Here is a 14,509-nt window from a genome sequence, read left to right on the forward strand (position 1 = left end):
TCATCTCCTATGAGTTTGTACTATCCAACGGCCGCCACAGCAGCAATGCCAGCCATGGTCCGCCCATCAGGGTTGCCATCAGGCCCGCAGGAATTTGCCGTGGATACAGCAGGTTGCTGCCGGCCCAATCAGCCAGCATCATTAAAATGGCGGCGATCACGGCGGCAAACAGCATCTGTTCCATGGGTTTACGCGCGCCCAGCTGGCGGGCCAGTTGCGGGCCAAGTAAGCCGATAAATGACAGCGGCCCAACAATTAAGGTGGCAACGCCTGTCATCGCCGCAGCCAGCAGCATCAGCAAAAGCCGGGATTGAGTCACGTTCAGCCCAAGCGAGGAGGGAATTCCCTGCAGTGGCAAAAGCAACATCGCTCGCCGCAGCAGGGGAGTGAGTGCCAGCAGTAACAGGGCCAGGGTGAAAGCTATCACGGCGATGGGTGTGCTGACGTAATAGGTGGATCCGGTCATCAACTGGCGCAGCATCGCGGCGGCCATACCGTTGTTGCTGATAACAATGGCGGCAACCGACTGGAACAGTGCAGTAATGGCCAGACCGCTCAGCAACATGCATTGTGGATTTAGGGCATAGTGGCGCGCCTGCCACAACGTTATCCCCAGTGTGATCAGCGCACCTGCCGCACTACTGGCAATCATCACCGGCATCGCTGCCATCGGCCAAAGTAACAGTTGCACCGTAATACCCAATGAGGCACCGGCACCGATGCCGAGCAACTCTGGGCTGGCCATCGGATTGCGGCTGATGCGTTGCAAAATAACGCCCGCAGCTGCCAGCAGCACGCCGGCGGCGATGGCGGCCAGTAAGCGTGGCAGACGAAATGGCAACATCACCTGAATCTCAGCAAAGGAGTTCCAGCGCCAGCCGTTGACCCCATGAGCAAAGGCAAGCGCGACAACCAGCATTACCACAAAGAGAGCAAGTACCGGCAGGCGTGTAAAGCGTCGCGCCGGGCAGGGAGCAGGTTGAGGCTCGTTCACATCGGGCTGAAAAAGATGGCGCAGGCGCGGCAAAAACCACAGTAACAGCGGCGCACCTGCCAGCGCGGTCATCATGCCGGTGGGGAGCAGCAAGCCATCAATACCATTGAGGCGACTGACCCACTGATCGGTGAGCCACAGTAAACCGGCGGCCAGCAGCGGTGACCAGAGAAGCTTCTGGCGCAGGCTTTTCGCGCCCGCCAGTGCGGCCAGGTGTGGCGCAGCAAGCGCGATAAAACCGATGACGCCCACCACACTGATCACCAGGCTGCTTATCAGCAACGCGGAACTTATCGCAATCCCTCGCACCCATCCAGCAGGCAAACCGATTGAGTGAGCAACCCGTTCATCCAGCGCCAGCAGGCGTAAAGGGCGTAAAATCAGCAGCACGGGGAATGCCGCGATGAGCAAGCGCGGTAGTAACCACCACAATGCATGCGCATTCTCCTGCGCCAGCGAGCCGCCACACCAGATAAACACGGCGGACAGCGAACGATCGTAAATGATCGACAACAGCATATTGGCGGCACCGCAATACAGGTTCACCAGCATACCCGCGAGCGTTAACGCCAGCGGGGTAAACCCCTGACGTACACTAAGCAGAAAGACCAGCGCAAAGGCGACGATCGCTCCACTGAGCGCAATCCATTCTCGCCCCAGCAGCAGCCATGCAGGTGCCATCAAGGTGGTGAGGGAAAGCGCTAAGGTTGCGCCGGAAGCAATGCCCAGCGTCATCGGTTCGGCTAACGGATTGCGCAGCGCCTGCTGCATTACCACGCCGGTAAAGCCCAACGCCAGACCACATAAAATCGCCATACCCTGACGAGGTAACCACATCAGCGTGAAGACCTGTTGTGCCAGCGTGGGCATTGCGGTGTGGTGCAGCGCTTGCCAGGCATCGTGCCACGGCAATTGGTGCGCCAGCTGCTCAAGACATAGCATCAGCGCAACTGCAAACAGTAAAAGCGTCAGTGAGGCGGGATGGCGATTCATGGATTTGCCTCGTTTAACGCCTTGACCAGCGCTTCGGCGAAACGCACGGCGGTGAGCACGCCTCCTTCCGTTGAAAGTCCATCCGGTAACTCCAGCAACCGATGCCCATCCGATCGCGTCAGGGTATGCCACAACGGAGATTGCAATACGGGTTTGAGATCAATTTCCGGCCTGGAAGGCAGCAGCGCCAGCCAGCCGGGCGGCAACTGCGTGAGTTGCTCCAGTTCCAGCGTGGCATAGCCCTGAGCGCCCACCGCAAACGGCGTGTGGTGGGGCAGGTCAAGTAAACCCAGCACGTCAGTAAACAGACTTCCCGCGCCCAAAGCCAGCACATGCAGGGTATCCAGTGGATGCAGTAAATAGATGGGTTTGTCTTTGAAGTGAACGGCTTGCTGTCGCGCTTTTTCCAGGCGTTGCAGCAAACCTGCCATGACTTGGTCAGCGCGTGTGCGGAGACCGGCCAGCTGTGCCAGCGCATGCAGATTCTGCTGCGCCTGTTGCCACGGATGGGGGCCACTTGTCGAAAAGTAGGATAACGGGGCAATGCGGGATAGTTGTGCTTCAGCCATACGGTGTGCTGGCGTGACTAGCAATGTGTCAGGTCGCAATTCAAACAAGGTTTCGTAATTGGGTTGAAATAACAAACCCACGTCGGCGACCTGCTCGGGGAGCGGAGGCTGGCTAAACAGGCGGCGATACCAGTCGGGGGCGGCAATGCCAACCGGCGTGATGCCCAACAGCAGAGCCATTTCGGTGATCCCCCAATCGAGGATCACCCAGCGCGGCGTCGTTTTTGCCTGCAGCGGAAACGAAAAAAGGGCCGTGCCTGCCAGCGCGCCCTTAATCAGTGTTCGACGTCGGATTACCACTGATAACTCACCGTGGCGATCAATTGACGGCGTAAGCCAAAGTGACAACCCAGATCGTTAAAGTTGCTGAGGTACTGTTTATCGGTCAGGTTTTGCAGATTCAGACCAAGCTGCCAATCCTGCCAGCGATAGCGCATCATCGCGTCGTAGATCATCGCAGCCGGCACTTTCAGGCTGTTGTCGCTGGTGGCATAGCTGGTGCCCACGTATCGACCGCCGCCGCCAATCGTCAGGCCATCCAATACACCCGGCAGAGCATATTCGGTCCAGAGCGCAGCAGTCTGGCGGGCAATCGATACCGGTTGCTTACCTTGCGTATCATCATTGGCTGACAACACTTTCGGGTTGGTCAGTGCATAAGAGGCATTCACCAGCCAGCGAGATGTGATATTGGCTTTCGCTTCCAGTTCTAATCCCTGTGAACGAATTTCGCCGGTCTGTACCGAGTAGTTGGCGTGATCCGGATCGGCGGTCAACACGTTGGCTTGGCGCAGGTCATACAGGGCCGCACTGAACAGCGCATTAAAGCCGTTTGGCTGATACTTAATCCCGACTTCCGACTGTTTGCCTTTGGTCAGTTTAAACGGATCGCCGCCAAACGAGGTACCCGCCTGCGGCTGGAACGACGTACCGTAGCTGATGTAAGGCGCAATGCCGTTATTAAAGTGATACAGCAAACCGGCACGGCCGGTGATGGCGTAATCATTCAGCTCAGTGCGCGTGCCACTGACCCAGTTCTGGCTTCGCGTTTGCGCTTTGTCATAACGGCCACCCAGATTTAGCACCCAGTTGTTCCACTTCATGCTGTCCTGCAGATAGATACCTTGCTGGGTCATGAAAGAGCGACTGTGATAATCGATCGATGGCGATTTTACTGGGGTACTGTAGTCCGGATTGAGATAGCTGATATCTGACGCGCTGCCGTAACCGCTGTTCTGCCGCAAATCGTCATGCACAAAATCGACACCCAACGTCAGCGCGTGATTGATGGCGCCGGTATCGAGATTGCCTTGCAGGTTGGTATCCACATCAAAGGCGTTAAATGACTCGATCACCCGCATGCTGTCGCGACTCACCGTGGCTGATCCATCGGTGATGGTCGCGGTGGGATAGACCATCTGATAATCGCTGCTGGTATGCAGATAGCGCAGGTTTTGATGTACGCTCCAGACGTCATCGAACTTGTGCATGAAGTCATAGCCGATGCTGGCCTGCTCACGACGGTAATAGTCGAAGCCGGGCTGACCGCCGTAGAATTTGTCAGAGAAATTGCCCTGCGCAAGTTTTACAAGGCTGCCTTCCAGTGGCAGCTGATTGTAAAAACCGGTGTAAGGATCTTTGCGGAATTGGCCAAGTAACGTCAGGCGCGTGTCGTCATTCGGCTGCCAGGTCAACGCGGGCGCGATATCGTAATGCTTGTATTTGGTGTAATCGACTTGCGTGTCATTACGCGTCCAGGTCCCGGTGATGCGGCCCAGCCAGTGTTCATCGTTATCCAGTGCGCCAGAGAGATCGAGTCCCGTTTCGAACAGATTATGACTGCCGGTGCTGACAAAAATCTGGTGAATGGGCTCCGCGGTCGGGCGCTTACTCATCAGATTAATCACGCCGCCGGGACTCGCTTGGCCGAATGTCACTGAACTCGGGCCTTTGACCACCTCAACGCGATCCAGCAGGAAAGTGTCGTAATTCGGACGCGACCAGTAAGTCACCGTTGGCAGGCGTAAGCCATCCAGGTATTCATCGGCGGCAAAACCACGGATATAGATGTCGTCAAAACGATAATCAGCACCGCCGCCTTCGGCACCAATTCCCGCGTTGTAACGCAGTGCTTGAGGCACATTCAATGCCGCCTGCGAAGCCATTTGCGCCTGGGTGATCACCGAGATGCTTTGTGGCGTTTCGATAATCGGCCGCGTGCTTTTTGTGACAGAATCTGCTTTCTTCGCCACCTGATTCCAGCTGTCGGCATCTGCGCTATCGCTATCGACACTGTTGGCTGTCACGGTGAGTGTGGCGTTCGAATTGTTATTATTATTAGCAGCCCAACCTGATGTGCTGCTGATCAGCATCAGCAGCAATACGCTCAGTGGCTTGCGCTTAAAGGTGCAATGACCCGGCATTTATTTTCCCCGATATGTTCCAATGGCCCCAAATAGTGATACAAATGATAATCATTACTATCTTATTTGATAGCGTCCTGCTGGCGGGTTTGCACCTTCTCAATTGCAAATAACGCAGAGCAGACATCAATCGGCAATTTAACGGGATTGGGTGAAAGGGTGTTGCAGAAACCACTTGCGGCGGAAATGACGCCAGCACTGCCATTACTCGCCACGCGCGAAATGCATTATCAGGCTGGTCGTGAAGAGCGCTGGCACGCGCATGAAGTGGCGCAACTGGTGCTCTGTTTGCAGGGTGTGATGCGCGTGCAGACGCAAACCGCTTCCTGGACATTGACACCCGGTCGTGCACTTTGGCTGCCAGGCAGTGTACCGCACGCGTTGACCGCGCTGAGCGATATCCGCAGTGCGAGTTTGTATCTCGATCCCAAACTGGCGCGGGCGTTTTGGCCGCAGGCGCGTAGCATGTTAATCTCGCCGCTATTACAGGTGTTGATGCAAACGCTGGTGGAGATCGAGTTGCAACCGCAGCCCGACCTCGCGCGTGTAGATCTGATTTCACCGCTGTTACTGGATGAGATTCGCCGTGCCTCGGACGGTCCGGTGTGTAATTTGCCGTTGCCCAGCGACCGCCGTTTACTCAACATTTGCCAGCAGCTACTGGCGACCCCGGCCAGCGGCGATACGCTGGAAGAGTGGGGCCAGCGCGTGGGTGCCAGTTCGCGCACGCTGGCCCGCCTGTTCCGCGAGCAAACCGGTATCACCTTTACCCAATGGCGCCAGCAGTTACGTCTCTCAGAGGCACTGGTGCAATTGGCGCAAGGGCAGACGGTTTTGCGCACCGCCAACCAACTTGGCTACCAAAGCCCCAGCGCCTTTATCTCTATGTTCCGCCGTTTGATGGGTGAAACACCACAGCGATTTCTGCGAATTTCAGCCTGAAATCGCCAGGGTTATTTTCCCTCAATGCCCACTGGCAGTAGGGCGCACGGTGATTTCGTTAACGTCGACTTCGCCAGGCTGATCGATGGCCCAACTGACTGCTCTGGCGATAGCCTCGGGCTTGAGTGCAATCTGTCGATAGCTTTTCATCGCCTCGCGCGCCACGTTGTCGCTGATGCTGTCTGCCAGTTCAGATTCCACCACCCCGGGGTTTGATTACCGTGACGCGCAGCTCACGCGATTCCTGGCGCAAACCATCGGAAATGGCGCGAACCGCATATTTGGTGGCGCAGTAAACGGCGGCGGTGGGGGAAACCGTTAACGCTCCTACAGAAGCGATATTAATAATATGCCCCATGCGCTGTGCCTGCATGGTGGGCAGCACCGCAGCGATCCCGTACAACACGCCGCGAACGTTGACGTCCAGCATCAAATCCCACTCCTCAACTTTCATTGAACTCATCGGCGAGAGTGGCATAACGCCAGCGTTGTTGATCATCACATCAATGCGTCCGTATTTCTCCAGTGCGAAATCCGCCAGCTTTTGCGTATCACTGCGCTGTGTGACATCTGTTGCGAGATAATCCACGCTGGCACCTTCACGGTGTAATTCATCGCACAAGCTTGCCAGTCGATCGGTACGGCGCGCACCCAGCACCAGTTTATGCCCTTGCTCGGCCAGATGACGGGCAATGCCTTCACCGATCCCGCTGCTGGCACCGGTTAACAAAATAACTTTTTGGTTGGAGTTCATGGTGAGTTCCTCGTGTAATTGACGAGGCTATTGTTGAAAAATTCAGCCGGGCGCAACAGACCGGATTGTGGCGAATGTTTGCCTGATTCTCTCGCCGCCATTGTGCATCACTGAATGAAATGGCTATGCTTTGCCTGAACCTCTCTCTGGTATGCTATCAATGTCGAACACGGTAAAACAGCAAACCTGCCACCTGTTACGTCAGCTGGCACGCCAGGAAGGCTATACCGAATCCTTGCTGGAGAGCGTGCGCTTTATGCGTGCGGACCAACAGTGGGCGCGCACGCCGGTGCTGTATGAGCCCAGCATCATCATTATTTGCCAGGGATCGAAGCGCGCCTTTCTCGCCGATAAAATGTATCGCTATGACGCACAGCATTATCTGGTGCTGTCAGTGCCGTTGCCCTTTTCCGCCGAAACTGAAGCAACTTCTAAAGAGCCACTGCTGGGGATAGCAATCCGTCTGGATGCTACGATGATCGCGCGGTTAGTGGCACAACTTGCCGAAGCTGAGACGGCGGTCACGGTACCACCAGCAGGGATTATCTCTACGCCGATTAATGATGTGCTGGCAGAAAGCACGTTGCGATTACTGGAGGCGCTCAGTGATCCACTGGAGGCTAAAGTGCTGGGACCCGCGCGCGTAGAGGAGGTCTGCTTTCGTATATTGATGGGCGAACAAGGCGGGGCGGTGCGCGCGGCGCTGACCTATCAGGGCCATTTTGGCCGCATTGCCCGTGCACTGCAGCGTATTCATGCTGACTGGCAGCAGCCATTGGATGTACCGCACCTGGCGAACGAAGCGGGGATGAGCGTGCCGCGTTTCCATCTGCATTTTAAAACGGTGACGCAAACGTCTCCGATTCAATACCTTAAATCGCTACGTTTGCATCAGGCTCGTTTGATGATGATTCGCGATAATCTGACCGCCGCCGGTGCCGCGGCGCGAGTGGGATATGAAAGTGATTCCCAGTTTAATCGCGAGTTTAAACGCCTGTTTGGTCGCAGCCCGGCAGAAGAAGCGAGGGTGATGAAAAGGGCATTTGAACTGCTGCCCCCTGAGCAATTAACCGGGAGACTACAGGCACATTAATTTAACGAATGCCCATCACGGCAATCACCGCCACAATCCAAAACATCGCACAGCCTGTCAGCATCCATTGCCAGATCTGATGGCGTTCAGGATTGATAAGCGCATTGATGCGTGATGCGTGCACGTAAAATCGTTTGCATAGAAACCTCAGGTCAGAATGTTTAATCGGATATGGAGTGGCTGCGTTCAGAAAGGTCTGGCAGCGGATAGGAATATTCTGACTATTTCTTACACAACGATCGACGAGACCAGTCTTGTTTGTGCGAGGGACGAAAGTGTGAGAGGGGCCTCCAGCCGCAAAGATTGGAACTTCACGCGGCTGGAGACAACAGTTTTACACGATGTGGGTGACGCCTCCATCAACACGAATGTTCTGAGCGGTGATGTAGGCCGCGCCGGGTGAGGCGAGGAACGCGATGGTGGCGGCAACTTCTTCTGCGGTGCCGTATCGCTTGAGCGGTACGCTATCCTGACGAGCATCGTTTTTTGGCAAGCTGTCGATCCAGCCCGGCAACACATTGTTGATACGAATGTTATCAACTGCGTAAGTATCCGCGAAAATTTTGGTGAATGAGGCGAGTCCGGCGCGGAACACGGCTGAGGTCGGGAACATATCGGTGGGTTCAAACGTCCAGGCGGATGAGATGTTGATAATGCTGCCACCGCCCTGTTTTTGCATAATCGGGGTGACCAGGCGCGCGGCTCGCACCACGTTCAGGAAATAGGTTTCCATACCAACCTGCCAGTCATTATCACTCAGTTCAAGAATCGGCGCGCGCGGCCCATGTCCGGCACTGTTGACCAGCACATCAATGCGACCCCAGCGAGCCATCGTGGCCTCAACCAGTTTTTGTAAGTCATCCACTGACTGGTTGGATCCGGTGATACCTAATCCGCCTAAACGGTCAGCCAGCGCTTCCCCTTTGCCAGAGGAGGAAAGGATCGCAACCTTATAGCCATCCGCTGCCAGTTTTTCTGCTGCTGCGGCACCCATGCCACTACCGCCTGCCACAATCACTGCGACTTTTTCTACTGTCATAATTCGTATCCTTTTTAAGATTAGAAGTCGATTTATTGCAGTATAGGGGCTAAATTCGGTTGCAGAGAGTCAGTCTGATTCGCAATTGACGATAGGAAAACTACAGGATGGGTCAGGGGTTTCCCACGCTACCGCCGCTTAATGCGTTGAAAGTATTCGAAGCGGTGACACGTCATCTCAATTTTCGCCTCGCTGCTGAAGAGCTTGGCGTCACTCAGGGCGCGGTGGCACAGCAAATTCGTGGGCTGGAGAGCAGCCTGGGGCTGAAACTGTTCGAACGGCTGCCACGGACTTTGGCGTTAACCGCAGCGGGTGCAGGTTATGCGGTGAGTGTCCGCCAGGCGTTTGATTTGATCGATGAGGCCACACGTGCTTTGCGACCCGAACCGGATCATCTGACCTTGAGTGTCACGCCGACTTTTGCCAGCCGCTGGATGCTGCCTCGCTTACCGGCCTTTACCACCGCGTGGCCGGATATTGACCTTCGTGTACTGGCCTCAGAAAGATTGGTGCAGTTTCATCACGAAGGGGTTGATCTGGCGGTGCGTTATGGACGTCCTCCGTTTGGGGCAGGGCTGGATGCCACGCTGCTGTTCAGTCAAAGCGTATTGGCAGTGGTGAGTCCGGATTTATTGGCTGGGTTGGGCGATCCGCAGGTTCGGGATAGCTTTGAGCGCTATGCTTTGCTGCATGACGGGCACCATCTTTGGCCAGTGTTTCTCTCTTATCTTTTCCCGCACAACAGGCTACACCATCAGCATCATTTGCGTTTTAACCAGACTGCACTGGCCTTAGAGGCGGCGGTCAGCGGGCAGGGCATTGCCCTTACCAGTCCGCACTTTGTCGAAAACGATCTTGCTCGCGGTCGTCTGGTGCCCGCGTTTCCTCAGCAAATGAACGTTGACGCGGGCTGGTATCTGGTCTCTCCCCATCGTCCACGTGAACACACGAGCGTACAGGCCGTGCGTGCGTGGTTGCTTGAGCAAATAAAATAGCTGTATGTGGCCGAAAAATTGCTCCGTTTTGTTCAATCACAAAATCAGTAATTCTGATGATCTCATGTGGATTATGAATGTTATAACTGACTGAAGATGCAAATCCGGGCTTTTATCCTGCAAACGCAGTGGATTAGCAAAATATCACGATATTTCAGCAAGTAACCATTAGCAATGCGCGTTGCAATCCTGCTATGGCTGTGAATAAATACAAGGTCAATCATCATAAAAATGCCATAAAGGCCAGGCATCAGCCTGAAAAGATCAATGCAATTATGACCGACCTTAAAGATGTTTTAGCCAGGGACATCAGCGCCAAAAGCGTAAGCATGGAAGCGCACCTGATTGCCATCCGCCGTGATATTCACGCGCATCCCGAACTGGGGTTCGACACGATTCGTACTGCGCATATCGTCGAGCATGAACTGCTGCGCCTGGGGCTTTCGCCACAAACAGGCGTCGGAAAAACCGGCGTGGTTGTGGATATTGTGGGCGAACAGCCCGGCAAAACCATCCTCATCCGCGCCGATATGGACGCGCTGCCGATTCAGGAACAGACCGGTTTACCGTTTAGCAGCACCTACCCCGGTAAAATGCATGCCTGCGGCCACGATATCCACACGGCGACGCTGCTGGGTGTGGCGGCGATTGTTGCGCAATACCGCAGCCAGTTAAAAGGCACGGCGCGGCTGATTTTCCAGCCAGCCGAAGAGACGCCTGAGAGTGGCGCCGAGGCGATGATTGCTGATGGCGTGGCTGAGGGCGTGGATCTGGCGATCACTCTGCATAATAAGCCCGAGCTGGCGGCAGGTGAAATTGCGCTGACGCGCGGTGCCAGTACGGCTTCCAGCGACGAATTTGATGTCGTCGTCCACGGCAAATCCACTCATGCTGCGCGCCCACATATGGGAACCGACCCGATTATTGCGGCGGCGAACCTTATCAGCCAATTGCAAACCATCATTTCACGTGAACTCGATCCGGCGCATTCTGCGGTGTTAACCATTGGCCATATTCATGGTGGCTCGACGCACAACATCATTTCCGATAGCTGCCTGATTCAGGGCACTGTGCGGGCGAAATCACCTGAGTCACGCGCGCACATTGAGCACGCTTTTAAGCGTATCTGTGCCGGCGTGGCGCTTTCGCTGAATACACGCATTGATGTCAACTATCAGCGCGGCGTGCCCCCTTTAATGAATGATGATGCGCTGATCGATGTGCTCGAACCCATTTTGTCGCACCAGTTTGGTAAGCCGATTGTGGCGAAACCAAGTGCCAGTTTTGGCGCGGAGGACTTCTCCCTGTTTACCGAGCGGGCGCCAGGTTGCCAGATTCATATTGGGTCCGGGGCGCCGGGGCGCGATGATCATCTGCATAATTCGGATTATCAACCCGACGAACGCAGCATTCATGCAGGCACTCAGGCATTAGCCCGTTTAGCCATCGATTTACTCTCCTAAAATAATGAACTCAGAGGTTTTATGATGATGCGTAAAGGGCTGTTTACCGCTTCCGCTGGCCTGTTGCTGCTGGCAACTTCTGCACTGGTGCAGGCAAAAGATTTTGGCACACTGAAATTCGCAACCGAAGCGGCTTATCCTCCGTTCAACCAGTCTACGCCGAGCGGCAAGATTGTTGGCTATGAGCCCGATATGGTGGCGGAACTGGCGAAACGTGCCGGTTTTAAATATGAAATCGTGGCGCAGAAATGGTCCGGCATGATCCCGGGCCTGGTCGATGGCAAATATGATGCTGTCATTGATGCGGTTACCGTGACACCTAAACGTGAAGAAGTGGTGGATTTCACCCATCAGTACACCGTGAGCGTGTCTGGTTTTGTCACCCTGAAAGGTAGCGCTGTAGATACTTTGCCGGGTAACGGTGAAGTCGTTCAGGCGGGTGATGAGGCGGGCATGACGAAAGCCATCGATGCGCTGAAAGCGAAATTCAAAGGTAAAACCATCGCCGTGCAGGTCGCGACTATTCAGGCTGATTTCCTCAACAAATATCTGGCTGATGTTGCCACCATCCGCACCTATCAGGCTGGCCCGGAAACTTTTGCTGACCTGCTTAACGGTCGCGTTGATGCGGTAATGGCGTCACGCACCAACCTGAATGCCTATGTGAAAAAACACACCGATACCGTGAACAGCACCGGTTACGGCTTCTCCGGCGGCGTGTTAGGGCAGGGTTCAGCGATTGCCATTCAGAAGAACAACCCGGAGCTCAAAGCGGCGCTGGATACGGCTTTAGTTTCAATGATCAAAGATGGCACGCTGAAACAGCTATCAGAAAAATGGTTCGGCGAGAACGTCGCGCCTGCGGAGTAATGCTAAGCGCTTATGACTATTGACTGGCAATTGTTAGGTTTTGGTGACGAAGGCTGGGGCGGCGTCTTGCTTGACGCCGCCACGGTGACCGTCACCGTTTCTTTGTGTGCATGGCTGCTGGGCGCAGTGCTCGGCAGCCTACTCTGTTGGATGCAAATTGGTGGTGCGCGCTGGCAACAGCGCCTCGCTAATGGCTATATCACGCTGTTTCGCGGCGTCCCTGAGCTGCTGGTGATCTATTTGTTTTACTTCGGCGGACGTCAGGTGGTCTCCTTCGTCGGGGAAACATTAGGCATGCAGGGGCCGTTTGATGTTAACGGTTTTGTCGCCGGGGCTATCGCCATCGGATTGATCTCTGGTGCTTACCAGAGTGGTGTGTTTCGTGGCGCATTTTACGCCATCCCGAAAGGCACGCTGGAAGCGGCTACGGTGACAGGTATGGGACGACTGATGTTGTTTCGTCGCATGATCGTGCCGCAGGCGCTTCGCACCGCGCTGCCAGGCATGGGGAATCAATGGCAATCAGTGATCAAAGAGTCTGCACTGGTTTCCGTCACCGGCTTAGTGGAAACCATGAACCAGATTTCCACCGCATCCAACTCCACGCAAATGCCATTTTTCTTTTACAGCGTCGGCGCGGTGATCTACCTGATCATCACCACCTGTTCCGATTTTGTTTTCCGCTATGTGGAAAAAGTGGCCATGCGCGGGCAACAACGCGCGCGGTTGTAAGGAGCCACGATGGATTTCACCTTTTTACAGCATACGCTGGCCGCGTTGCTGCGCGGTTTACCACTGACCCTTAATCTGGCCGTTTTGTCACTGCTGGGTGGGGGGATTTTAGCGTTATTGCTCAACCTGTTGCGCCAGAATCGCTATGGTAGCGTCTTTGCCCGCTTTTACGTTTGGCTGTTCCGCGGCACACCCTTGTTAATCCAGATTTTTATGATCTATTACGGATTGGGGAGTTTACCGGCAGTGCGCGAGAGCGTGCTGTGGCCGCTGTTGCGCGATCCCTACTGGTGCGGGTTGATTGCGCTGGTGCTTAACGATGCGGCTTACACCTCGGAGATTCTTCGTGGTGGTCTTAATGCCGTTAGCGTGCAGTCGCTTGAGGCAGCCAAAGTCAGCGGTATGTCGCGCTTCACGACGCTGCGCCGCATCACCTTGCCGCTCGCCGTGCGTCAGGCGTTGCCTGCTTACAGCAATGAAATTATCTCGATGATCAAATCCACTTCACTGGTCAGCACTATCAGCCTGATGGAAATGACCGGTATCGCGGACTCGATTGTGTCAGAGACGTTCCGCGCGCTGGAGGTGTTTATCAGTGCGGCGATCATATATCTGCTGCTGACTGTGCTGGTCAGTAAAGCGGTGGCGCTGCTGGAGCGCCGTTTGTCACCTTATCATGTTGGAGCACGTCAATGAGTAAACCCACTATCGCCCTGAGTCATCTCAGAAAAAGTTATAGCGGGCATGAGGTGCTTCATGACATCAGCCTGACGGCGCAGGATGGCGACGTGATATCACTGATTGGCGCCAGTGGTTCCGGAAAAAGTACGCTATTGCGCTGTATTCCGTTTCTTGAAGTGCCGCAAGGCGGAGAAATCGCGGTCGGGGATGAGGTGGTTACCATTGACAATCCCCACGAGAAACTCAGCCGTGAGCAGCAGCGTCGTATCAAACTGATGCGCATGCAATTGGGTTTTGTCTTCCAGAGTTTCAATCTGTGGCCGCACAAAACGGTGCTGCAGAACATTATTGAAGCGCCGGTACATGTGCAGAAACGCAGTCAAAAAGAGGTGATTGAAGAAGCCGAAGCTCTGTTGCATAAAGTCGGGCTGTATGAAAAGCGCAACGCGTGGCCATCGCAGCTGTCAGGTGGGCAGCAGCAGCGTGTGGCGATAGCGCGTGCGTTGGCACAGCAGCCCAAAGCGCTTCTTTTCGATGAGCCCACCTCCGCTCTCGACCCTGAACTGGTGGGCGAAGTGTTACGGGTGATCCGCAGCCTGGCTGAAGAGGGACGTACGATGATCATCGTCACCCACGAAATGGGCTTCGCGCGTGATGTCTCCAACAAAGCGGTGTTTCTGCATCAGGGCAAAATCGAAGAGTCGGGGCCGCCACAGCAGGTGTTTACTGATCCGCTCTCAGACCGGTGTCGCGCATTTGTGAGTAGTCACTTGCAGCGTAATAGTTAACCTCCTTTCAAACCCGCTTCGGCGGGTTTTTTCATATCCAAACCCGCTAATAAGTAATTTTTTTGGTTAACAATCCCACTCTGAAATACATTAATTTTTAGGATATTTCTTGCGATTTATCTTAACGATTTCAGTTAATAAAACAGTGTATACAACATAAATTTTCAGACCCT

Annotated in this window: 13 protein-coding genes and 1 pseudogene; 8 read left to right on the top strand and 6 right to left on the bottom strand. The window is 54.8% G+C overall.

The genetic code is table 11. The features are described from left to right. Nucleotides 1-7 precede the first annotated feature (7 nt). The 3 genes from fhuB to FD737_RS21360 are packed head-to-tail and all read right to left on the bottom strand — an operon-like array spanning nt 8 to nt 4,979. Nucleotides 8-1,987 (bottom strand): Fe(3+)-hydroxamate ABC transporter permease FhuB, encoded by a 1,980-nt coding sequence (gene fhuB / locus FD737_RS21350; RefSeq protein WP_160834536.1) that lies wholly within the window; start codon nt 1,985-1,987, stop codon nt 8-10. Continuing rightward, nucleotides 1,984-2,856 (bottom strand): ABC transporter substrate-binding protein, encoded by an 873-nt coding sequence (locus FD737_RS21355; protein ID WP_097117615.1) that lies wholly within the window; start codon nt 2,854-2,856, stop codon nt 1,984-1,986. The genes fhuB and FD737_RS21355 overlap by 4 nt, the downstream gene beginning before the upstream one ends. Further along, nucleotides 2,850-4,979: a TonB-dependent siderophore receptor gene (locus FD737_RS21360; protein WP_160834537.1), complete on the bottom strand. Its 2,130-nt coding sequence runs from the start codon at nt 4,977-4,979 to the stop codon at nt 2,850-2,852. The genes FD737_RS21355 and FD737_RS21360 overlap by 7 nt, the downstream gene beginning before the upstream one ends. A 159-nt stretch (nt 4,980-5,138) precedes the next feature. Here FD737_RS21360 and FD737_RS21365 point away from each other — a divergent pair, with 159 nt between their 5' ends. Continuing rightward, nucleotides 5,139-5,921: a helix-turn-helix transcriptional regulator gene (locus FD737_RS21365; RefSeq protein ID WP_230599014.1), complete on the top strand. Its 783-nt coding sequence runs from the start codon at nt 5,139-5,141 to the stop codon at nt 5,919-5,921. A 21-nt stretch (nt 5,922-5,942) separates the two neighbouring features. On the opposite strand, the pseudogene FD737_RS21370 reads toward FD737_RS21365, so the two are convergent. Further along, nucleotides 5,943-6,675: pseudogene (locus FD737_RS21370) on the bottom strand (SDR family oxidoreductase). Between the two features lie 160 nt (nt 6,676-6,835). On the opposite strand from FD737_RS21370, the gene FD737_RS21375 reads away from it, so the two are divergent. Continuing rightward, nucleotides 6,836-7,768 carry an AraC family transcriptional regulator gene (locus FD737_RS21375; RefSeq protein WP_160834538.1) on the top strand — a complete coding sequence of 311 codons (933 nt, stop codon included), beginning with the start codon at nt 6,836-6,838 and terminating at the stop codon, nt 7,766-7,768. Nucleotide 7,769: 1 nt separating this feature from the next. Here FD737_RS21375 and FD737_RS24075 read toward each other — a convergent pair whose 3' ends face one another. Together FD737_RS24075 and FD737_RS21380 are read right to left on the bottom strand one after the other, a co-directional pair. Beyond that, nucleotides 7,770-7,892 (bottom strand): hypothetical protein, encoded by a 123-nt coding sequence (locus tag FD737_RS24075; RefSeq protein WP_255492038.1) that lies wholly within the window; start codon nt 7,890-7,892, stop codon nt 7,770-7,772. Between the two features lie 210 nt (nt 7,893-8,102). After that, the gene (locus FD737_RS21380; protein WP_160834539.1) at nt 8,103-8,807 is read right to left on the bottom strand and encodes an SDR family oxidoreductase; all 705 of its coding nucleotides are present in this window, start codon (nt 8,805-8,807) and stop codon (nt 8,103-8,105) included. Nucleotides 8,808-8,914: 107 nt separating this feature from the next. On the opposite strand from FD737_RS21380, the gene FD737_RS21385 reads away from it, so the two are divergent. The 6 genes from FD737_RS21385 to FD737_RS21410 all read left to right on the top strand — a co-directional run bounded on the left by FD737_RS21385 (nt 8,915) and on the right by FD737_RS21410 (nt 14,336). Beyond that, complete coding sequence (locus FD737_RS21385) at nt 8,915-9,802, top strand: LysR substrate-binding domain-containing protein (protein WP_160834540.1); 888 nt, start codon at nt 8,915-8,917, stop codon at nt 9,800-9,802. Nucleotides 9,803-10,077: 275 nt separating this feature from the next. Beyond that, the gene (locus FD737_RS21390) at nt 10,078-11,265 is read left to right on the top strand and encodes a M20 family metallopeptidase (RefSeq protein WP_160834541.1); all 1,188 of its coding nucleotides are present in this window, start codon (nt 10,078-10,080) and stop codon (nt 11,263-11,265) included. A 21-nt stretch (nt 11,266-11,286) separates the two neighbouring features. Continuing rightward, entirely contained in the window at nt 11,287-12,135 is an 849-nt protein-coding gene (locus FD737_RS21395; protein ID WP_230599012.1) for a transporter substrate-binding domain-containing protein, read from the top strand. Between the two features lie 12 nt (nt 12,136-12,147). After that, the gene (locus FD737_RS21400; protein ID WP_045816766.1) at nt 12,148-12,867 is read left to right on the top strand and encodes an ABC transporter permease; all 720 of its coding nucleotides are present in this window, start codon (nt 12,148-12,150) and stop codon (nt 12,865-12,867) included. 9 nt (nt 12,868-12,876) lie between these two features. Beyond that, nucleotides 12,877-13,563, top strand: a complete 687-nt coding sequence (locus tag FD737_RS21405; RefSeq protein ID WP_045816765.1) for an ABC transporter permease — start codon at nt 12,877-12,879, stop codon at nt 13,561-13,563. Next, nucleotides 13,560-14,336: an ABC transporter ATP-binding protein gene (locus tag FD737_RS21410; protein ID WP_160834542.1), complete on the top strand. Its 777-nt coding sequence runs from the start codon at nt 13,560-13,562 to the stop codon at nt 14,334-14,336. The genes FD737_RS21405 and FD737_RS21410 overlap by 4 nt, the downstream gene beginning before the upstream one ends. Nucleotides 14,337-14,509: the final 173 nt, after the last annotated feature.

Source organism: Pantoea sp. Seng (genome assembly GCF_009829935.1).
Lineage (GTDB): Bacteria > Pseudomonadota > Gammaproteobacteria > Enterobacterales > Enterobacteriaceae > Pantoea > Pantoea communis.